The sequence below is a fragment of the Kocuria sp. KD4 genome, from assembly GCF_011769905.1.
Taxonomy (GTDB): domain Bacteria; phylum Actinomycetota; class Actinomycetes; order Actinomycetales; family Micrococcaceae; genus Kocuria; species Kocuria marina.
The window spans coordinates 237480-257378 of record NZ_CP050449.1 but is presented as its reverse complement, the minus strand read 5'-3'; the positions used below and the strand labels follow the sequence as shown (position 1 = coordinate 257378).

15 protein-coding genes are annotated in these 19899 nt (G+C 67.3%); 6 read left to right on the top strand and 9 right to left on the bottom strand.

The window, feature by feature from the left end; genetic code table 11:
• Positions 1-88: 88 nt before the first annotated feature.
• Positions 89-2086 (top strand): M13 family metallopeptidase, encoded by a 1998-nt coding sequence (locus HBK84_RS01140; protein ID WP_167317977.1) that lies wholly within the window; start codon positions 89-91, stop codon positions 2084-2086.
• A gap of 61 nt (positions 2087-2147) precedes the next feature.
• Here HBK84_RS01140 and HBK84_RS01135 read toward each other — a convergent pair whose 3' ends face one another.
• The gene (locus HBK84_RS01135) at positions 2148-2591 is read right to left on the bottom strand and encodes a DUF4190 domain-containing protein (RefSeq protein WP_206069172.1); all 444 of its coding nucleotides are present in this window, start codon (positions 2589-2591) and stop codon (positions 2148-2150) included.
• A 181-nt stretch (positions 2592-2772) separates the two neighbouring features.
• Between HBK84_RS01135 and HBK84_RS01130 the strand changes: the two genes are divergently transcribed.
• The 3 genes from HBK84_RS01130 (at position 2773) to HBK84_RS01120 (ending at position 5172) form a co-directional block, all read left to right on the top strand.
• Positions 2773-3165, top strand: coding sequence for a YidH family protein (locus HBK84_RS01130; protein WP_064846485.1), 393 nt, complete (start codon positions 2773-2775; stop codon positions 3163-3165).
• Positions 3162-3503 carry a DUF202 domain-containing protein gene (locus HBK84_RS01125; RefSeq protein ID WP_085106814.1) on the top strand — a complete coding sequence of 114 codons (342 nt, stop codon included), beginning with the start codon at positions 3162-3164 and terminating at the stop codon, positions 3501-3503. Before HBK84_RS01130 ends, HBK84_RS01125 begins: the two co-directional genes overlap by 4 nt.
• 280 nt (positions 3504-3783) lie before the next feature.
• The gene (locus HBK84_RS01120; protein WP_240919125.1) at positions 3784-5172 is read left to right on the top strand and encodes an amino acid permease; all 1389 of its coding nucleotides are present in this window, start codon (positions 3784-3786) and stop codon (positions 5170-5172) included.
• A gap of 85 nt (positions 5173-5257) precedes the next feature.
• Here HBK84_RS01120 and HBK84_RS01115 read toward each other — a convergent pair whose 3' ends face one another.
• Positions 5258-6547 carry an adenylosuccinate synthase gene (locus HBK84_RS01115; protein WP_064846482.1) on the bottom strand — a complete coding sequence of 430 codons (1290 nt, stop codon included), beginning with the start codon at positions 6545-6547 and terminating at the stop codon, positions 5258-5260.
• 283 nt (positions 6548-6830) lie between these two features.
• Between HBK84_RS01115 and HBK84_RS01110 the strand changes: the two genes are divergently transcribed.
• Entirely contained in the window at positions 6831-10691 is a 3861-nt protein-coding gene (locus HBK84_RS01110; RefSeq protein ID WP_167317976.1) for a S8 family serine peptidase, read from the top strand.
• A gap of 115 nt (positions 10692-10806) precedes the next feature.
• On the opposite strand, the gene HBK84_RS01105 is transcribed toward HBK84_RS01110, so the two are convergent.
• Complete coding sequence (locus tag HBK84_RS01105) at positions 10807-11985, bottom strand: polysaccharide pyruvyl transferase family protein (protein ID WP_085106811.1); 1179 nt, start codon at positions 11983-11985, stop codon at positions 10807-10809.
• A 206-nt stretch (positions 11986-12191) separates the two neighbouring features.
• On the opposite strand from HBK84_RS01105, the gene HBK84_RS01100 reads away from it, so the two are divergent.
• A complete protein-coding gene (locus tag HBK84_RS01100) occupies positions 12192-13685 on the top strand; it encodes an amino acid permease (protein WP_240919045.1) in 1494 nt (497 codons plus the stop codon).
• 94 nt (positions 13686-13779) lie between these two features.
• Here HBK84_RS01100 and ald read toward each other — a convergent pair whose 3' ends face one another.
• The 6 genes from ald to fbaA all read right to left on the bottom strand — a co-directional run bounded on the left by ald (position 13780) and on the right by fbaA (position 19822).
• Positions 13780-14868 carry an alanine dehydrogenase gene (ald, locus tag HBK84_RS01095; protein WP_085106809.1) on the bottom strand — a complete coding sequence of 363 codons (1089 nt, stop codon included), beginning with the start codon at positions 14866-14868 and terminating at the stop codon, positions 13780-13782.
• 188 nt (positions 14869-15056) lie between these two features.
• Complete coding sequence (locus HBK84_RS01090; RefSeq protein ID WP_064846478.1) at positions 15057-15479, bottom strand: DUF3151 domain-containing protein; 423 nt, start codon at positions 15477-15479, stop codon at positions 15057-15059.
• 111 nt (positions 15480-15590) lie between these two features.
• Positions 15591-17225: an AbgT family transporter gene (locus HBK84_RS01085; protein ID WP_167317975.1), complete on the bottom strand. Its 1635-nt coding sequence runs from the start codon at positions 17223-17225 to the stop codon at positions 15591-15593.
• Positions 17226-17284: 59 nt separating this feature from the next.
• On the bottom strand, positions 17285-17980 hold the full coding sequence (locus HBK84_RS13095; protein ID WP_370520561.1) for a peptidase dimerization domain-containing protein: 696 nt from the start codon (positions 17978-17980) through the stop codon (positions 17285-17287).
• Between the two features lie 21 nt (positions 17981-18001).
• Positions 18002-18679, bottom strand: a complete 678-nt coding sequence (locus tag HBK84_RS13090) for a M20/M25/M40 family metallo-hydrolase (protein WP_370520560.1) — start codon at positions 18677-18679, stop codon at positions 18002-18004.
• Positions 18680-18799: 120 nt separating this feature from the next.
• Complete coding sequence (gene fbaA / locus HBK84_RS01075; RefSeq protein ID WP_167317974.1) at positions 18800-19822, bottom strand: class II fructose-bisphosphate aldolase; 1023 nt, start codon at positions 19820-19822, stop codon at positions 18800-18802.
• Between the last annotated feature and the right edge of the window lie 77 nt (positions 19823-19899).

Here is a 19899-nt window from a genome sequence, read left to right as displayed (position 1 = left end):
GGGTCACGACGCCGTACGGTTCCGCCCTGCGGGAACAGGCCGAGCCCCGGTGTGACCCGCCCCACCGCCGCTCAGTACCGTGGGGCTCATGACCACTTCCGTGTTTGACCTCGATGCCTTCGACCGCTCGGTCCGCCCGCAGGACGACCTCTTCCGCCACGTCAACGGTTCATGGCTGAAGGAGGCCCGGATCCCGGACGACAAGGCCAGCACCGGGGCGTTCATCGAACTGCGGGATCAGGCCGAGCAGGCGGTGCGCGAGATCATCACGGGCGCAAGCGCGGAGGGCGGCGCAGCGGCGTCGAACCCGGCGGAGCAGGGCGCCGAGACCAAGATCGCGCTGCTGTACGCGTCCTTCATGGACACGGACCGGATCGAGGAGCTGGCCACCGAGCCGCTGCGCGAGGACCTGGACGCCGTGGCCGTGATCGACTCCCCGCGTGCGCTGTCCAAGTGGTTCGGTACGGCCATGCGCCGGGGGATCGGGGCGGCGCTGGACATCGACCTGGACTCGGACCCCGGGGACCCGCAGCGCAACCTCGTGTTCGTGGGCCAGTCCGGGTTGGGGCTGCCGGACGAGGAGTACTACCGCGAGGAGCAGTACGCCGAGATCCGCGAGAAGTACGTGGCGCACGTGGCGAAGATGCTCGAACTGGCCGGATTCGAGGACGCCACCGAACAGGCGCAGGCGGTCATGGAGCTGGAGACGCGCATCGCCGCGCAGCACTGGGACAAGGTCACGGTGCGGGACCTCACCAAGATGTACAACCCCATGGGGTTCGCGGAACTCACGGACCAGGTCTCCCGCCTGGACTGGGACGCCGTGCTCGAGGGCATGGGGCTCACCCCGGAGCACCTGAGCACCGTGATCAACGCCCAGCCCAGCTTCTTCACGGGCCTGGACGAACTACTCACCGACGACCTGCTGGACGCGTGGAAGTCCTGGGCCCGCTGGCACGTGGTCTCCGCCCGCGCCGCGTACCTGCCGCAGGCCTTCGTGGACCAGAACTTCTCGTTCTACGGGACCGTGCTCTCCGGGACGCCGCAGTTGCGCGAACGCTGGAAGCGCGGCGTCGGGCTGGTCAACGGCGCCCTGGGTGAGGCCGTGGGCGAACTGTACGTCGCCGAGAACTTCTCGCCATCCGCCAAGGCACGCATGGACGAGCTCGTGGCGAACCTCCTGGAGGCGTACCGCGACTCGATCGAGCGCCTGGACTGGATGACGGAAGACACCCGGGCCGAGGCGCTCAAGAAGCTCTCCGGATTCAACCCCAAGATCGGCTACCCGGAGAAGTGGAAGGACTACTCGGGCCTGCTGGTGCGCGGGGACGACCTGGTGGGCAACGTAGTGCGCACCGCCCAGTTCGCGGTGGACGAGCTCGCGCGCAAGGCCGGCAAGCCGGTGGAGAAGCACGAGTGGCTCATGACCCCGCAGACGGTCAACGCGTACTACCACCCGCTGCGCAACGAGATCGTGTTCCCCGCGGCCATCCTGCAGCCCCCCTTCTTCAACGAGGACGCGGACGACGCCGTGAACTACGGGGCCATCGGCTCGGTGATCGGTCACGAGATCGGTCACGGCTTCGACGACAAGGGTTCCACGTGCGACGGCGAAGGCAAGCTGCGCAACTGGTGGACGGACGAGGACCGCGCGGCGTTCGAGCAGCGCACGGCCCGTCTCGTGGGCCAGTACGCGGCGCTGTCCCCCGCGCAGTTCGCGGACGACGACGCCGCTCCGCACGTCAACGGCGAACTCACCCTGGGTGAGAACATCGGAGACCTGGGCGGCTTGTCCATTGCCTACAAGGCATGGAAGACCGCGCAGGAGAAGAAGGACCGTCCGGACAGCGAGAGCGTCGACGGGTACACCCCCGCGCAGCGGCTGTTCATCTCCTGGGCCTACGTGTGGCAGGAGAAGTCCCGGGACGAGGCGCTAAAGACACGCATCGCCACGGATCCGCACTCTCCCGCCGAGTTCCGTGCCGGCCAGACCCCGCGCAACGTGGACGCGTTCTACGAGGCGTTCGACGTCCAGGACTCGGACGGCATGTGGCTGCCGGAGGAGGAACGCGTGGCCATCTGGTAGCGCCCCTCGAGCTACGTGGACAGGAGCCCCACCGGTCGGACCGGCGGGGCTCCTGCGCGTCTCAGACGCTCGAGCGGGATTGCTGCATGAACTCATTCATCGCGAATCCCCAGATCGCGAAGAAGAACACGAACCACAGCACCATCAGGATCAGCAGCACCACACCGACCCAGCCCAGGACCTTGCCCGCGGTCGCCCTGCCGCCGAGTTTCTCAGCCTTCGTAGCCTGCCACAGGGCGAACGGTGCGAGGATCGGCAGGACGGTGACCCCCAGGATGCCCAGCACGAGTGACGTCTCCGAGCTGGAGCTCGCCTGCTGTTGCCGCTGGGCGTCCTCCGGTCCGGCGGGGACGTAGTGCCACTGTCCTGCGGGCTGCGCGTAGGGACGGTGGGTATCGGCCGACACGGACAGGGGCCGCGTGTCGCGGTGGTACTCGGTCCCCGGGTACCGGGTTCCTTCCTCGTGGGGCGAGGTGCCACTGCCCGGGTGGTTGCTCGTGCTCATGACCTGTTCTCCCTACGCCAGTGGTCTGCGAGTGCGACCATCTTCTCGTGCGCGGCACGAGCGGACAAGGGTGCGCCCCCCGCCCACGACGCCGCTTCCGGCCCCCGAGCGCATACCATCACCTCAGGATCCTGCTTCTGCACCGAGAGGCGCGTACGGAGAGCCCAGACGAAGGAGAACCGTGAGCCACCCCGAAGACCCGGCCGAGCGGCGTCGTGGATCGATCAGCCACCGTGTCCTGCGCGGCGGGACGGAACCGGACCCCCGCTTCACGCTGGCAAACGAACGCACGTTCCTCGCCTGGATCCGCACGTCCCTGGCCTTCTTGGCCGGGGGCATCGCCATCGAGGCGTTCACCGGGGACATCTTCGACATCGCGGTGCGCAAGTTCCTGGCCCTGGTCCTGCTGGTGCTGGGTATGTTCCTCAGTGCCGGAGCCGCACTGCGGTGGCTGCGCGTGGAACGTTCCATGCGGCACAAGGCTCCCCTGCCCCTGCCGCTGATCGTCCCGCTCGTGGCGGTAGGGGGCGCGATCGCCTCCGGGGTGCTCGTGGTCGTGGTGCTGACCCGATGAGTTCCATCACCCCGCCGGGCGTGCGCACGCACGAAGATCCGGGACTGCAACCCGAGCGCACCGTGCTGTCCTGGGGCCGGACCATGCTGGCACTGTGCACCGCCGCAGCGATCTACCTGAAGTGGCTCCCGGCCCACGGCGCGTTCGTGCTCTCGTTGTTCACCGTGGCGTTGTGCCTCTCCGGAGGGATCTATGCCACACAACGCATGCGTTATCGGCGAGAATCCGTGGGAATCGCCGGGGAGCGGATCACGCCGGACCTGGTGGCCGTGGTCGTGACCTCCGGGACGTGTCTGGTGCTGGGCGTCCTGGGAATCATCACGGTGATCGTCTTCTGAGAATTTGTGGCCACTTCGGTGGACCCTTGCGTGGGGATCCCCACGTGTGCTGCGATGCCGCGCATAATGTCCCTCAGCCGCCGCGATCCGCTGCGGCGCCGGACCATCACAACTACGGGAGAACCCTGTGTCTTCATCTTCGTCCGGTGGGGGAAACATCTCGACGGCGGCCACGCCGCCCGATCCACACGCATCCCACCGCCCCGATCCACGGCCCACCGGCCAGGACGTCGCGCCCGACGGCTCGCTGCGCCGCACCCTCAAGTCGCGTCACCTGACCATGATCGCGATGGGCGGTGCGATCGGCACCGGTCTGTTCGTGGCCTCCGGCAACTCCATCAACACCGCGGGTCCCGGCGGGGCGCTCGTCGCCTACGCTGCGATCGGGTTCATGGTGTTCCTGCTCATGCAGTCCCTGGGCGAGATGGCCACGCACCTGCCCGTGGCGGGCTCGTTCGAGGAGTACTCCACCCGCTACATCAGCCGCTCCTTCGGCTTCGCGATCGGGTGGAACTACTGGTACAACTGGGCGATCACCGTGGCCGCGGAACTCGTGGCGGCCGCGCTGGTGATGCGCTACTGGTTCCCGGACGTCCCCGCGTGGATCTGGTCCGCACTGTTCCTGGTGATCCTCTTCTCCCTCAACGCCCTCAGCGCTCGCGCGTACGGCGAGAGTGAGTTCTGGTTCTCCCTGGTCAAGGTGATCACCGTGGTGATCTTCCTGGTCCTGGGTGTCCTGATGATCCTGGGCATCCTGGGCGGCCCGTCCCCCGGGTTCCACAACTGGACCGCCGGCGAGGCGCCCTTCGTCAACGGCTTCACCGGCATCATGGCCATCTTCATGGTCGCGGGGTTCTCCTTCCAGGGCACCGAGCTCGTGGGGGTCGCGGCCGGCGAGGCCGACAACCCCCGCGAGACCGTTCCCAAGGCCATCCGCACGGTCTTCCTGCGCATCCTGCTCTTCTACATCGGCGCGATCGCCGTGATCGGTTTCCTGATCCCCTACACCGATCCCCACCTGCTCGCGAGCGATGTGGAGGACGTCTCCATCTCCCCGTTCACCCTGGTGTTCGAGCACGCCGGTGTCTTGGCCGCGGCGAGCGTGATGAACGCCGTGATCCTCACCGCCATCCTCTCCGCGGGCAACTCGGGCCTGTATGCCTCCACCCGTATGCTCTACGCGCTCGCGAAGAGCGGGAAGGCTCCCCGGTTCCTGGCCCGGGTCAACCGCCGCGGTGTCCCGATGCTCGCACTGCTGGCCACCACGCTGATCGGCATGTTCTGCTTCCTGACCACCCTGATCGGTGAGGGTCAGGCGTACGTGTGGCTCATCAACGCCTCCGGCCTGGCCGGTTTCATCGTGTGGATGGGGATCGCGTGGAGCCACTACCGGTTCCGCAGGGCCTACGTCCTGCAGGGCGGGGATCCCAAGAACCTCACCTACCGTGCCCGGTTCTTCCCCATCGGCCCCGTGGTCGCGCTCATCATGTGTGCCGTGGTGATCCTGGGTCAGGGCTACAGCCTGATCACGTCCGGGGAGGTCAACGCCCTGGGCCTGCTGTCCTCGTACCTGGGCCTGCCCGTGTTCCTGGCCCTGTGGCTCGGGCACAAGGTCGTGACCAAGGACAAGCCCGTGGACCTGCTCACCGCAGACGTCTCGCAGCACTGATCCGACCGTGCCCCACGGATGACATGACGACGCCGCTCCAAGGCTTGGAGCGGCGTCGTCGTGTCCGCGGGTGGGAATCGGGGCGTCAGTCCGCGATCAGGTCCCGCATCACGATGGTGTCGTCCCGGTCCGGGCCCACACCGATCGCGGAGATCCGGCACCCGGACATCTTCTCCAATGCCTCGACGTATGCGCGGGCGTTGGCGGGGAGGTCCCCCAGGGTGCGGGCCCCGGTGATGTCCTCGGTCCAGCCCGGGAAGTTCTCGTACACGGGCTGGGCGTGGTGGAAGTCGGACTGGGTCATGGGCATCTCGTCGAAGCGTTGACCGTCCACCTCGTAGGCCACGCACACCGGGATCTCACGCAGCCCGGTGAGCACGTCCAGCTTGGTGATGAACAAGTCCGTGAAGCCGTTGATCCGCGCGGCTTGGCGGGCCATGACGGCGTCGTACCAGCCGGTGCGGCGCGGCCGGCCCGTGTTGACGCCGAACTCGCCGCCGGTCTTGCGCAGCTGCTCGCCCATCTCGTCGAAGAGCTCGGTGGGGAACGGACCGGCGCCCACGCGCGTGGTGTACGCCTTCTGGATGCCGATCACCCGGGTGATGCGCGTGGGGCCCACACCCGAGCCCACGGACGCGCCGCCCGCGGTGGGGTTCGACGACGTCACGAACGGGTAGGTGCCGTGGTCCACGTCCAGGAACGTGGCCTGGCCGCCCTCCATGAGCACCACTTCGTCGCGGTCCAGGGCCTCGTTGAGCACTCGCGTGGAGTCCACGATCATGGGCGCGAGGCGCTCGGCGAAGCCCAGGAAGTACTCCGCGATCTCATCCACCTCGAACGCGCGGCGGTTGTAGAGCTTGACGAGCAGCTCGTTCTTCTGGCGTAGCGCGCCCTCGATCTTCTGCCGCAGGATGGACTCGTCCAGCACGTCCTGCACGCGGATGCCCAGGCGGCCCACCTTGTCCATGTACGTGGGACCGATCCCGCGGCCCGTGGTACCGATCGCGCGCTTGCCCAGGAACCGCTCGGTGACCTGGTCCAGCGTCTGGTGGTACGGGGCCACGAGGTGCGCGTTGGCGGAGATCCGCAGGTGGGACGTGTCCGCGCCGCGGGCCTCGAGGCCGTCGATCTCCTCGAACAGGGCCTGAGGGTTGATCACCACGCCGTTGCCGATCACAGAGGTGGCGTTGGGGCTGAGGATGCCCGCGGGAAGAAGCTTGAGCTCGAACTTCTCACCGCCCACCACCACGGTGTGCCCGGCGTTATTGCCGCCGTTGGGCTTGACCACGTAGTCCACCCGGCCACCCAGGAGATCCGTGGCCTTGCCCTTGCCCTCATCGCCCCACTGGGCTCCGACGATCACGATTGCTGGCATAGCTGGCTACTCCTGCCCGGGCTTGCACCCATTCGGCACGACAACGGTTGAGGAGTACGCGCGGGGCACGTACCAACCAATTCTAACGGTGACGCCCACCACCGCCGCCCTCGTCCGCCCACCCCGGTCACGGCGCGAATCCGGCGTCCGACACGCCACGGACATCGCGACTGGTGAGAGCACAGAATATTTTGATGAAACCTTTACTTTTCGGTAGGCCGCACGCAGGCTTGGGTCATTGCGATGCAGCTCACGACATCCCCCGAATGTCAAAGGACGAGACATGAACCACGAGACGAGGGCTGGTCGTGGCAGAGCCGCCAAGGCCTGCCTCACGACCGCCCTGGGCCTGGCACTGGCCCTGGGCACGGCGCTGCCGGCGAGCGCCGTCGACATCACCCCGGCGCCCCAGCCGGACGACCACAACACCCAGAACCCCGACCGGCTGATCGGCTCGGACCTCAAGGATGCCGAGGGCCAGGTGGCGGTCTTCGTGCAGCTGCAGGGACCGAGTGCCTTCGAGGCCACGCAACCCGAGGGCGTGCGCTCCGGGAGCCAGGACCCGGTCCAGGCCGCCGCGCGGGTGCAGGCCATCCGCCAGTCGGTGGAGAGCATGGGTTCCACCCTGGCCTCCGCCTCCGGGTCCGACCTGCTGTACACCACATCCAACGCCCTGCGCGGTGTCGCCCTCAAGGGGGATGCCGCGCAGTTGCGTGAGCTGAGCAAGCGCTCCGACGTGGTCAAGATCTCCAAGATCGTCCCCGCCTACCGCAACAACGCGGGTTCCGTGCTGGACACCAACACCCTCAACGCCTGGACCCAGACCGGCCAGACCGGTAAGGGCGTCAGGGTCGCCATCATCGACTCGGGCATCGACTACACCCACGCGGACTTCGGTGGTCCGGGCACCGTCGACGCCTACAAGAAGGCCAAGGCCTCGAACGACCTGCCGGGCAAGGACTCGGGTCTGTACGACTCCAAGAAGTTCCTCGGCGGGTACGACCTCGCGGGCGATGCCTACGACGCCCAGATTCCCACCAGCGTCCCGAAGCCGGACAACAACCCGCTGGACTGCGAGGCCGGCGGCCACGGAACGCACGTGGCGGGCACTACCGCGGGCTACGGCGTGGGCGCGGACGGCAAGACCTACAAGGGCGATTTCACCAAGCTGACGCAGGAGCAGATCGGCAAGATGCGGATCGGCCCGGGCACCGCGCCCGAGGCGCAACTGATCGGGCTGCGCGTCTTCGGCTGTGAGGGTTCCACCAACCTCGTCCTCGACGCCCTGGACCGTTCCCTGGACCCCAACATGGACGGGGACTTCTCGGACAAGGCGGACATCATCAACATGTCCCTCGGGTCCGACTTCGGCCCGGCCGACGACCCCCAGAACGACCTGATCGACGCGCTGTCCCGCCAGGGCATCCTCTCGGTCATCGCCGCGGGCAACGCCGGGGACGCCCACGAGATCTCCGGCTCCCCGGGCAGCGCGCGTTCCGCATTGACCGTGGCCAACTCCCAGGGCAGCAGCGCCGCGCAGGACAAGGCCGAGGGCCTCTCGCCTGACAGCGCCAAGGGTGAACTGACCGGCTCCTACAGTGGGAGCTTCAACTACAGCGATGCCAAGCCCGAACAGCTCCAGGGCGACGTCGTGGTCGGCCCGCAGGACAACCGTTTCGGCTGCACTCCCTTCTCGCAGGACTTCGGCGGCAAGTGGGTCATGCTCGACTGGGAGGACAAGGCCGGCTTCCCGTGCGGCTCCAAGGTCCGCTTCGACAACGTCCAGGCCGCCGGCGGCAAGGGCGTGGTCCTGGAGTCCGACCACTCGGTGGATCCCACGAGCATCGCGGGCAACGCCGGCGTCCCGGGTCTGCTGATGAGCAAGGAATCCATCGCCAAGATCAAGCCGGCCGCCCAGGCCGGCGGGGCCCGGGTCAAGCTAGCCCCGGAGTGGATCGGTGCCGCCAGGGCGCAGACCGGCCAGAAGGACCAGGTCAACGATTCGACCTCCCGCGGTCAGCACGGCAGCAACGGGGTCATCAAGCCCGACGTCGCCGCACCCGGCACCAACATCGGTTCCGCCGGTGTGGCCGCGGGCAACGGCGTGTCGGTCAAGACCGGCACCTCCATGGCCACCCCGCACGTGGCCGGGATCGCCGCCCTGGTGCAGCAGAAGCACCAGAACTACAACCCCCAGATGATCAAGGCCGCCATCATGAACTCGGCCGTGCACGACGTGCACGCCGCGAACGGGGCCACCTCCGCGGTGGACCGCGTGGGTTCGGGTCGTGTGGACGCACTGCGCGCCGTGAACCAGGATGTGCTGGTCTACGACAAGGCCAATCCGGCCCTGATCTCCTCGACCTTCGGGGTCACCGAGATCAAGAACGGCAAGGAGACCTTCTCCCGTGAGCTGGTCGTGGACAACACCAGCGGCGCGGCGCACACGTACCAGGTGCGCTTCGACGCTTCCACCGACGTCCCGGGCGTGAGCTTCTCCACGCCGGGCTCGGTCAGTGTGGCCAAGGGCGGCAAGGCCACCGTCAAGGTGACCGCCACCGTGGATCGCGCGCAGCTGGCCAAGACCCACGACCCCTCCGAGGCCGTGACCCAGCTGGGCTTCGCCCGTCAGTTCCTGGCCTCCGAATCCGGCCGCCTGGTCCTGACGGAGAACGGCCAGGACCTGCGCGTCCCCATGTCGATCGCCCCGAAGCCGGCGGCCGACATGCGGGTGGACAACGCCACGCTGGACCGGTGGGACAAGAACGGCACGAGCGCCGTCGCCCTCGCCGGCACCGGCCTGGACCAGGGCGGCTGGCAGTCGGCCCTGGGGGCCTTCGAGTTGGGCGCCAAGTCGGGCCGCCTGGATTCCACCAAGCTGGCCGGCGGCAACTCCCAGTTCGCCGATCTGCAGTACGTGGGCGCTTCCTCGAACCTCCCGCAACTGAAGGCCGAGAAGAAGGACGTGAGCAAGGACGGCATGATCAACTTCGGTGTCTCCAGCTGGGGCAACGCGAGCACGATCAAGCCGGACGTCTCCACGGAGATCGCGATAGACACCACCGGCAACGGTCGCCCCAACTACATCGCGGCCCTGGGCCGGACGGATGGTCTGGACTACCCGGTGGTGAACCTGTACGGCTACGTCAACGGTGAACTCACGGTGATCGACAGCCAGCCGCTGAACGGTTCCTGGGGTGACGTGGACACCAACACGTTCGACACCAACGCCATGGTGATGCCGGTCAGCGCCGCGAAGCTGGGTATCGATCCCACCAAGACCGACACCAAGCTGACCTACCAGGTGACCACTTTTTCCGGGAGCATCGACGGCCCCGTGGACCGCACGGGCGTGATCGAGTACAGCCCGGTCACCCCGAAGATCTCCTTCCGCGGGGAACAGGTCAACACGTCGCTGTTCACCGACCTGCCCGGTAAGAAGCTGACCGCGCACCGCGGTTCGGAGAGCGCCAAGGGCGAGGCCCTGTTCCTGCACCTGCACAACGCCACCGGGGACCTCTCCGGTATCCGCGCGGGTCAGGACGGCGCCAAGGCCGAGGTCAAGACCTTCCAGTCCGCGGCGAAGGCCCCCGAGACCCAGAACCCGATGTTCAAGGACGTTCCCAAGAACCACGTGTTCTACTCGGAGATCTCCTGGCTGGCCAACAAGGGCATCACCCGCGGTTGGCCGGACGGGACGTTCCGCCCCGCCCAGGCCGTGAACCGTGACCAGATGGCCGCGTTCCTCTACCGGATGGCCGGTTCGCCGCAGTACACGCCTCCCACCAAGTCCCCCTTCAAGGACGTGCCCACCAGCCACGTCTTCTACAAGGAGATCGCCTGGATGAGCGAGCAGGGCATCACCAAGGGGTGGCCGGACGGGACCTTCCGCCCGTACCAGCAGATCAACCGCGACCAGATGGCCGCGTTCTTTTACCGGATGGCGGGATCCCCGGCGTACACCGCTCCGAAGGCCTCCCCCTTCAAGGACGTGCCCCCCAACCGCGTCTTCTACAAGGAGATCGCCTGGATGAACGGGCAGAACATCGCCCGTGGTTGGTCGGACGGGACCTTCCGCCCCTACGAGCCCGTGAGGCGCGATCAGATGGCGGCGTTCCTCTTCCGCTACGACCAGCAGAAGTAGTCGCTCCCAGCGGGGTTCACCACATCGGTTGATCCTCCGCAACGGCGAGGGCCCCGTGGCAGCCACAGTGTGGATGTCACGGGGCCCTCGCCGTGTCCGGGTCAGGCCTTTTGCCCTACCGGCCGTAGAGCTGCTTCGCCTCGTCCCGCTTGGCGCGCACCGCCTCGGCGAAGCCCGCGGGCGCCGTCAGTTCTTCCAGGGCCACAGGCTCCGAGGTCTGCCCGGCATGGACCAGCGACCAGTTGGAGCCGACCTCGATCACGGACTGGTGCTTGACGTCGTAGTACCCGGGTTTGCCGCTGAGCGCGACACCCCTGGCCCCGTGCAGCGCCGCGACCAGGTGGTGGTGGAAACGGGTGGTCAGCCACACCTGGTGCGGCCCGAACGTGAAATCCCCGTCCCATGCGGCCTGGAACGGGATGAACCCGTCCGGGGCCACGAGATCCCGCAGCCGGTCGAAGCCCTCATGATCGTCCCCGGGGATGGCCTCGAGGTAGCGCACGGATTCCCGGGGTAGATCCCACCGCCGCACTTGCGCCCCGGCGAAGTCCAGCATCCGTTCGAAGGACCCCTCCGCCAGGGTGTCCGACTGCACGCACACCACCACCTCGCTCGGGGCGTCCGTACCTTCGGTGCGAGCGGACGACCCATCCCCCTTGTGCCCGGACAGGAGCCCGAGGGCCCGTGCGTGGCGGGCGTCCTCCGCGAGGAGGAAAGCGTCGTCGAACCCCACGGGCACTCCGGCGGCCTGGGCGCTGGGGCGGTCCCGCACGCTGAGGTGGTCCAGGTCCGTGAGCGGGTCCCCCGCGAAGGGCATCAGCCCCTGACCCGTGGCGAACAACCGCGCCCCCGAGATGTCCCGGACCGCGCGCATCGCCTCGACGATGTGCAGGTTCGCGGCCCAGTCCCGGTGCAGCACCCCGCCGCCCAGCAGGTGCACGGTGCTCGCTTCGCGCAGGGCGAGCAATCCCGCGTCGTACTTCGGGGACCCCAGATCCTCGATCAAGCTGCGCATCGAGCGCCCCGAGCCGTGTTCCACGTCGTGCAGAGCGCGGAAGACCGTATTGACCACATGCAGTCGTGGATGGATGCCGCGCAGCAGGGCGGTGACGGTCCCCGGTTCGCGGACGTCCAGCCACACGTCCGTGGTGGGTGCCACCTTGGCCAGGTAATTGACCCAGGTGGCCGCAATCAGCTCGTCCCCGAAATTCGGGTAGCCCGCCCACGAGATCAGGTAGATCGGGGGCTTGCGAGCGGGAGGGACCCGTCGATGGTCCTTCAGAAGATTGCGCATGGATGCAGGGTACCCACAGGCGGAACCCAGGATTCGGGGGTTGCACGGTGTCCCCATCGGCGGGGCCGTTGTCGGCTCGGCGAATCACCGCGCCGAACACATCGGGCGCGGCAGCCCCAGAGTAGCCCCGTCCGGTCCCGTCTGCCGTGCGCAGGATGACGGACGGCCACCACCGGTGCCCGTGCGGACGGGTAATGTTCTCTCCCATGACTGCACCCCGCCCACCCCATGACGGTCCCACCGGCGCACGCGGTTCGGCCAGCGTGATCCACGGGGGATCCCGCGAGCACTCGCCGCACGCGCCGTCGCAACCGCCACAGGGGAGTTACCTCAAGCCGCGCCACCTGGTGATGATGGCGCTCGGTTCGGCCATCGGCACCGGCCTGTTCGTGGGGACGGGCGCGGCGATCCAGACCGCCGGGCCCGCCGTATTGATTTCCTACCTCGTGGCGTGTCTGCTGCTCGTGCTCGTGATGCGCGCACTGGGCGAGATGGCCGCCGCGGATCCGTCCTCCGGCGCGTTCTCGACCTACGCGGGCAAGGCCATGGGGCCCATGATCGGTCGCGCCCTCGGGTGGTTGTGGTGGGCCCAGATCGTGGTGGTCGTGGCCGCGGAGGCCACCGCCGCCGCGCAGCTCGTGACCGAGATGTGGCCCTCGCTGCCCCAGTGGTTGTGGGCGTTGATTTTCATGGCCGTGTTCACGGTCATCAACCTGGTGCGCGTGGGCACGCTGGGTGAGACGGAGTTCTGGTTCGCGCTGCTCAAGGTCGCCGCGGTCGTGGCGTTCCTGGTCGTGGGTGTGCTGTTGCTGATCGGTGTGCTGCCCGCTCCGAGCCCGGGGCTGTCCAACCTCACGGAGCACGGCGGGTTCATGCCCAACGGCATCACGGGGGTTGCGGCCGCACTGCTGGTGGTCGTCTTCGCGTTCGGCGGCACCGAGCTCGTGACTATCGCCGCCGCCGAGACCGAGGACCCGCAGACCAACGTGGCCCGCGCGATCCGTACCATCCTGATCCGCATCCTGATCTTCTACGTGGGCTCCGTGACCGTCATGGTGCTGGTGCTGCCGTGGAACAATGAGGGCCTCTCCTCCAGCCCGTTCGTCGCGGTCCTCACGGAGGTGGGGATCCCCGGTGCGAACGTCCTGATGAACATCGTCATCATCCTGGCGCTGCTGTCCGCGCTCAACGCGAACGTGTATGGCAGTTCGCGCATGCTCTACTCCCTCGCGCGCCGGGGATCCGCACCGCGTGGGCTCGCGGCCACCTCCTCGCGCGGGGTTCCCCGCCTCGCCGTCACGATCTCGGTGCTCTTCGGCTTCATCGCCGTGGTGCTCAACTACCTGTGGCCCGAGACGGTGCTCAACGTCATGCTCAACGTGATCGGCTCCACGTGCCTGGTGGTCTGGGCCCTGGCGCTGATCTCCCATATCATCCTGCGCAAGCGCGCCGACCGCGCCGGGGTGTCCTCGCCGCTGAAGATGTGGGCCTTCCCGTGGCTGTCCTACTTCGCCCTGGCCCTGTTGGCCGCGATCGTCATCCTGGGCCTCCTGGACACCGCCGTGCGGTTCCAGCTCATCGCCACGTTCATCCTGGTGTGCCTGATCGCGCTCGCGTGCAAGATCTTCACGAGTTCACGCGTCCGCCCCGAGGAAACCTCCTCCACCGGCGAGGCCGACGACGTCGTACCCCGGCTCTGACCCCGCTCCACGCCGACAACGGCGTGACCGAGCGCAGATCCCGAGTCGCTCGGACGACGGCGCGCCCCGGCTCCAGGGCGCGCCGTCGGCGTCCTCAGCTCGCCGCGGGCAGATCGGGGAAGGCCGCCGCCACGCCCGGTGAGTGCAGTTGCCCGGCACGGGTCGAGAGCCCGGCGGCCAGAGCGGCGTCGTTCTCCAGGGCGGAGTCCACACCGCGCGCCAACGCCATGACGTACGGGGACGTCGCGTGCGTGAGCGACTGGGTGGCCGTGACGGGCACGGCACCGGGCAGGTTCGCCACGCAGTAATGACGAATACCGTCCACGGCATAGACCGGGTCGTCGTACGTGGTGGGCCGGGTGGTCTCGAAGCACCCGCCCTGGTCCACGGCCACGTCCACGAGCAGCGCATGGGGCTTCACGATCGACAGGTGCTCCCGGCGCACGAGCTTGGGGGCGGAGGCGCCCGGGACCAGGACGGAACCCACGACCACGTCCGCGCGCGGCAGTTCCTCATCCAGGCGGTGGGTGTCGCTCATCAGGACCCGGGCGTGGGGGAACAGCGCGTCCAGTTGTCGCAAGCGATCGCCGTTGGCCTCGAGGATCGTGACGTCCGCGCCGGCCCCCACCGCTGCGCGGGCCGCGTGTTCACCCACGGTGCCACCGCCGATCACCAGCACGGTGGCCGGAACAACGCCGGGCACCCGACCCAGGAGGATCCCGGGGCCGCCCGCGTGGTGCTGGAGGTGGTGTGCGGCGTTGGCGATCGCCAGACGGCCCGCGATCTCGGACATCGGGCGCAACAGGGGCAGCGTGCGTCCCACCCGAACGGTCTCATAGGCGATCCCCGTGGTGCCCCTGTCCAGCAGTGCTTCCGTCAGCGAACGGCTCGCGGCCAGGTGGAGGTACGTGAACAGCGTGAGGTCCGGGCGCAGGAAGTCGTACTCGGAGGCGATCGGCTCCTTGACCTTCACCAGCAGCTCGGCCTGCGCCCATGCGTCCTCCTGGGACGTGATCCGCGCTCCCGCCGCGCGGTAGGACTCGTCCGAGAAACCCGCGCCCTCCCCCGCGTGCTCCGCGACGAACACCTCGTGGCCTTCGGCAACCAGTGCGGTGACCATGGTGGGGGTGAGGCCCACGCGGGCCTCTTCCGGTTTGATCTCACGGGGTACGGAGATTCTCATGACGGCGCGCTCCTCTCATGGGGCACGCGTACCCGAGGAGGTGTGCTCGGGTCTGACGGTGGGCCCCGGCTGTCCTTCCATTGTGCCCCGCGTCACCCGCACCCGCACAGGGGGCCGGGGCGAATATGACCAGGTCGCCCGGTCCGTTCAGGACCGGGCGACCGGTTCATCGTCGCAGCCGGACGGGGTCAGCGGCGAGCGATCTGCTCCGCCGCCTCCGGGTCCGAATCGTGGAGGAACTTCTCGATCCGGGCGGCCTCATCCATCTCGCCGATCTGCGCGGCGGCCTGGCCCAACGCTGCCAGCGCCCGCAGGAACCCGCGGTTGGGTTCGTGGGAGTACGGCACCGCGCCGTGCCCCTTCCATCCATGGCCGCGCAGCGAGTCCAACCCGCGGTGGTAGCCCACCCGGGCGTAGGCGTACCCCTCCAGAGTGCGGCCGTCCGCGAGCGCCTCCTCCGCGAGCATCGCCCACGGCAACTGCTCCTTGGGGAAGGCCGCCGCGAGGTCCTCGGCCACGTCACCCGCGTCGAGGCGGGCCGTCAGCTCGGGGTTCTCGTCCAGATAGGTGGGAGCCGGTTCGTCCAGCAGATTCTTGCCGAGCAGTGCCACGGTGGGTTCCTTTCCACGCCGAGTTCAAGGGTTCGTAGCCACTCTACGCAGCGCGCACGACGCCGCTCCACGCCGTTCGCGCACGACGTCACCGAGCGCCGTCGAAGCGGCTCAGTGCGTGATCATGATGCCCACTCCCGGGCCCAACGGCAGTCCGAGGAAGTAGAAGACCATGAGAATGAGAACCCACACCACCCAGAAGGGGACTACGAACGGAATCATCCTGGCCATCACCGTCCCCAGCCCGGCAGAGGGTTCGTACTGACGGAGCATGGCGAGCAGCACGACCATGTAGGGGTTGAGAGGGGTCATCACCTGCGTCGCCGAGTCACCCACGCGGAACGCCGCCTGGATGAAGGCGGGCTCGAATCCCAGAATGCCGAACATCGGCACGAAGACTGCGGCCATCAGAGTCCACATGGAGGATCCCGAAATGATGAACAGGTTCAGGATCGAACACAGAATGATGAACCCGATGATCACGGGGAAGCCGGTGACACCTGCGTTTTCCAGACCCGATGCGCCGGTGACCGCGATCCAGGAACCGATCCCGGACCAGTTGAACAGCGCGATGAACTGCCCCAGGATGAACGCCAGGACCAGGAAGGACGTCATGTCCTTGAGGGCTGCTCCCATCATCACCGGGACGTCCTTGAATCCCCGAACGGTTCCCGCAATCCGGCCGTAGACGTAACCGCTTACGGAGAAGAACACGAAGATGATGAAGACGATGGACGCCAGCAGCGGTGATTTGGGGAGGAAGTTCCCGTCTTCGTTGCGCCATGGTGAACTCGGCAAGAGTGTGAAGACGGTCAGTGCGACACCGATCAGCACGAACGTCACACATGCCCACAGAAGTGCCTTTTTCTCCCTGGGGGACAATTCGGCCTCGACCTGGGGTTCCCGGGATTCCGCAACGGTTTGCTCGTCCCCCACGACGCGCATGGCGCGGGTGTCGGTCATGAGCTGACCCGTCTCCGGGTTGACCTCGTCCTTGGACACCCCTGCTCGCATGACTCGCGGTTCCACCACCTTGTCGATGACGAACCCCGCCACGCAGGAGAGTACGACCGCCGCGACGATGTTGAAGTAGTAGTTGGACAGCGGGTTGGCCTCGGTGGCGTGATTCGCGAGCGCGGGCACGGTAGGGATCACGGCGTTGGTAATGCCCGCGAACAGGGCATCGAGCGACGTCGGGAAGATATTGGTGGAGTAACCAGCACCGGCCGACGCGAAGCCGCCGAGCAGACCTGCCACCGGGTGACGGCCGGCTGCTTTGAACGCGAGGGCGGCCAGGGGCGGAATCACCACGAACGCGGAATCGGCCATGATCGACCCCACCACGCCCACGAAACCCACGGTGTACGGCAGCAACCAGCGCGGGGCTCCACCGATCGTGAATCGGATGGCTGCGGCCAAGAACCCGGACTTCTCCGCGATCCCGATCGCCAGCAGAATGGTGGCCACGGTGACCAACGGCGGGAACCCGATGTAGTTCTCACCCAGGGTCGTGGTGAACCACGCGAGACCTTCCCCGGTGAACAGACCCTTGATCGCCAGGGGTTCATCCTTCCCCGGTACGTGTACGACCACGTTGCCCCAGGCCATGGCGGTGGACACGACCGCCGTGATGAGGAACAGGATGGTGAACAGGGCGAAGGGCTCGGGCAGCTTGTTGCCCACCCGCTCGATACCGGTGAGGAGTCTGTCTCCCACATTCGATCTCTTGGTCGCGGTGGCGGTCATGTGTACTCCATCGAGGTCAGTGGTCGAAAAATGTCGATGCGTGGCCCGCCGGCTCCGGTTCAGTCGAAATAGCTCTCCACGGCAATGCCGCCCCCGCCGGCGTGGAAGTCATCAAGGACGTGTTGAGCCAGTGCATCATCGACCAGATAGTCGAGAGCCACCGCTGCCAGTCCGTAGGCGCCGTCGACACCCGCAGCTTCTGCCTGCGGGGTAGCTGCAGCAGCCGCGAAATCCCGGGTGTGCAGGCCCATGTCCTGGTCCGTGATGCTGATCAACGGGTGAATACCGGGAATCCGGTAGCTGACGTTGCCGAAGTCCGTGGACGCGGCCAGCACCTCGGACACCGTGCCCGCCGGGTAAGGATCGCGCCCGCGGCGTCGCTGAGCGAGGACCCACCGATCGGAGAGGGGCGAATTGCCCAGCACGGGAAGGGTGGCGGGGGACGAATCCCAATCGATCTCGACATCCACCCCGGCCATCAGCGCGGCACCCTGGAGAACCTCGGTCACCCGTTGGGACAAGGCCTTTAGGGTCGCAGGGCGCTGGGAACGGACGTACAGCTGCAGGGTGGCTGCCTCGGTGATGATGTTGGGGCGTTCTCCGCCCTCGGGTAGTACGGCATGGATCCGATCGGTGGGCGGGGTCTGCTGTCTCAGCAGGCCCAGCCCCTGGTAGGCGAGCACTGCGGCGTCGAGAGCGTTGCGTCCCATGAACGGGTGCGACGACGCGTGGGCTGCCGCACCGCGATAGTGCACCGTGCACTGACGGCGACCGAGTCACACCTGGTCCACGAGATCCGCGATGTAGGAGTGCACCATGACCGCGGCGTCGATACCCTCCAGTGCACCTGCTCTGGCCATGATCTCTTTGCCACCTTCACCCTCCTCCGCGGGCGTTCCCAGGTAAACCACGCGGCCGGAGAACGCGGAGGGTGTGCCCCGGATGAGCTCGACGAGTGCCACGAACGCACCCAGGCCGGTCACGGCGATCACATTGTGTCCGCAGCCGTGGCCGATACCGGGCAGGGCGTCGTACTCCGACATGATCGCGATGGTGCGGTGACACGCCGGGTCGAAGTCCTCGGAGGTCACCTCAGCGCGAATGGCGGTGTCCAGACCGAAAGCGGGGTTCTCCGCGGGAATGTCATGGTCCGCCAGATGATCGACGATCAGCTTGACCGCACGATGTTCCTGGAATGCCGTTTCGGGGTTCTCATGCAGTTCGTGCAGTACGTGACCGAGGGCCGTGGTCTGGCCCTCGATCGAGGATTCGAGACGCTCATGCAGCTCATCCGCTGCGCCGTCGTGGCTGGCCAGGTGATGTTTCAGCTCGTTCTTACGACGTTCCGTATCCTGCTCGAGCTGTTCGAGGTAGGCCCGGGAGGGCTCGGAATTGATCGTCAGGTGGTGGCGGTCGCGGTCTGGGTTTTCTTCCGGCGAGTGGCTCGTTCCCATATTTGGGGAGCGTAACAAGTGATTCGCATCACCCCGGTGAGCGACCCTGTGGTGTTGCGGCCCGAGACACGACGGTGCCCCGCACCACGGGGTACGGGGCACCGGAGGAGCAGGGGGAACCTACTTGATGGAGGTACCCGCGGAACCGAGGTTCTGGCACGCCTCCACCACGCGGGCGGCCATGCCGGTCTCGGCCTCGGCGCCCCACACGCGGGGGTCGTACTTCTTCTTGTTGCCGACCTCGCCGTCGACCTTGAGGACGCCGTCGTAGTTGCTGAACATGAACCCGGCCACGGGGCGCGTGAACGCGTACTGGGTGTCGGTGTCCACGTTCATCTTGATCACGCCGTAGGACACCGCGTCCGCGATCTCCTGCGCGGTGGAACCGGAGCCGCCGTGGAACACGAGGTCGAACGGGCGGTCCTTGCCGATTTTGGCACCCACCTCGTCCTGGATCTGCTTGAGCAGTTCGGGGCGCAGGCGCACGTTGCCGGGCTTGTACACGCCGTGCACGTTGCCGAAGGTCAGCGCCGTGATGTAACGGCCCTTCTCTCCGGCGCCCAGGGCCCCGATGGTCTTCATACCGTCCTCGACGGTCGTGTAGAGCGTGTCGTTGATCTCGCCGACGACGCCGTCCTCCTCGCCGCCCACGGCCCCGATCTCCACCTCGAGGATGATCTTGGCCTTGTGGGTGCGCTCCAGCAGTTCCTGGGCGATCTTGAGGTTCTCGTCCAGATCGATCGCGGAACCGTCCCACATGTGCGACTGGAAGATGGGGTCCTCACCGCGGGCCACGGCCTTCTCCGACTCGGCCAGCAGCGGCAGCACGAAGCCCTCGAGCTTGTCCTGGGGGCAGTGGTCGGTGTGCAGCGCGATGTTGACGTCGTAGTTCTTGGCGACCTCGCGGGCGAACGCCGCCATGGCCAGCGAACCCGTGACCATGTCCTTCACGGAGGAGCCGGACCAGTACGCCGCACCACCGGTGGACGCCTGGATGATGCCGTCCGAACCCGCCTCGGCGAAACCGCGGATCGCGGCGTTGAGGGTCTGGGAGGAGGTCACGTTGATGGCCGGGTAGGCGAAGCCCTTCTCCTTGGCCCGGTCGATCATCTCGGAGTAAACGTCAGGGGTTGCGATGGGCATGAAACACTCCTTCTACTGGGTTCCCGATGCACGGCTGGACCGTGGCCTGAGGCCTGTTTCCAGTCTAGGCGACGGGT

Excerpts from the sequence above, each read along its gene's own strand:
- HBK84_RS01140 (WP_167317977.1), top strand. The coding sequence starts at position 89 with ATGACCACTTCCGTGTTTGACCTCGATGCCTTCGACCGCTCGGTCCGC.
- HBK84_RS01135 (WP_206069172.1), bottom strand. The coding sequence starts at position 2,591 with ATGAGCACGAGCAACCACCCGGGCAGTGGCACCTCGCCCCACGAGGAA.
- HBK84_RS01125 (WP_085106814.1), top strand. The coding sequence starts at position 3,162 with ATGAGTTCCATCACCCCGCCGGGCGTGCGCACGCACGAAGATCCGGGA.
- HBK84_RS01120 (WP_240919125.1), top strand. The coding sequence starts at position 3,784 with ATGATCGCGATGGGCGGTGCGATCGGCACCGGTCTGTTCGTGGCCTCC.
- HBK84_RS01115 (WP_064846482.1), bottom strand. The coding sequence starts at position 6,547 with ATGCCAGCAATCGTGATCGTCGGAGCCCAGTGGGGCGATGAGGGCAAG.
- HBK84_RS01110 (WP_167317976.1), top strand. The coding sequence starts at position 6,831 with ATGAACCACGAGACGAGGGCTGGTCGTGGCAGAGCCGCCAAGGCCTGC.
- HBK84_RS01105 (WP_085106811.1), bottom strand. The coding sequence starts at position 11,985 with ATGCGCAATCTTCTGAAGGACCATCGACGGGTCCCTCCCGCTCGCAAG.
- HBK84_RS01100 (WP_240919045.1), top strand. The coding sequence starts at position 12,192 with ATGACTGCACCCCGCCCACCCCATGACGGTCCCACCGGCGCACGCGGT.
- ald (WP_085106809.1), bottom strand. The coding sequence starts at position 14,868 with ATGAGAATCTCCGTACCCCGTGAGATCAAACCGGAAGAGGCCCGCGTG.
- HBK84_RS01085 (WP_167317975.1), bottom strand. The coding sequence starts at position 17,225 with ATGACCGCCACCGCGACCAAGAGATCGAATGTGGGAGACAGACTCCTC.
- HBK84_RS13090 (WP_370520560.1), bottom strand. The coding sequence starts at position 18,679 with ATGGGAACGAGCCACTCGCCGGAAGAAAACCCAGACCGCGACCGCCAC.
- fbaA (WP_167317974.1), bottom strand. The coding sequence starts at position 19,822 with ATGCCCATCGCAACCCCTGACGTTTACTCCGAGATGATCGACCGGGCC.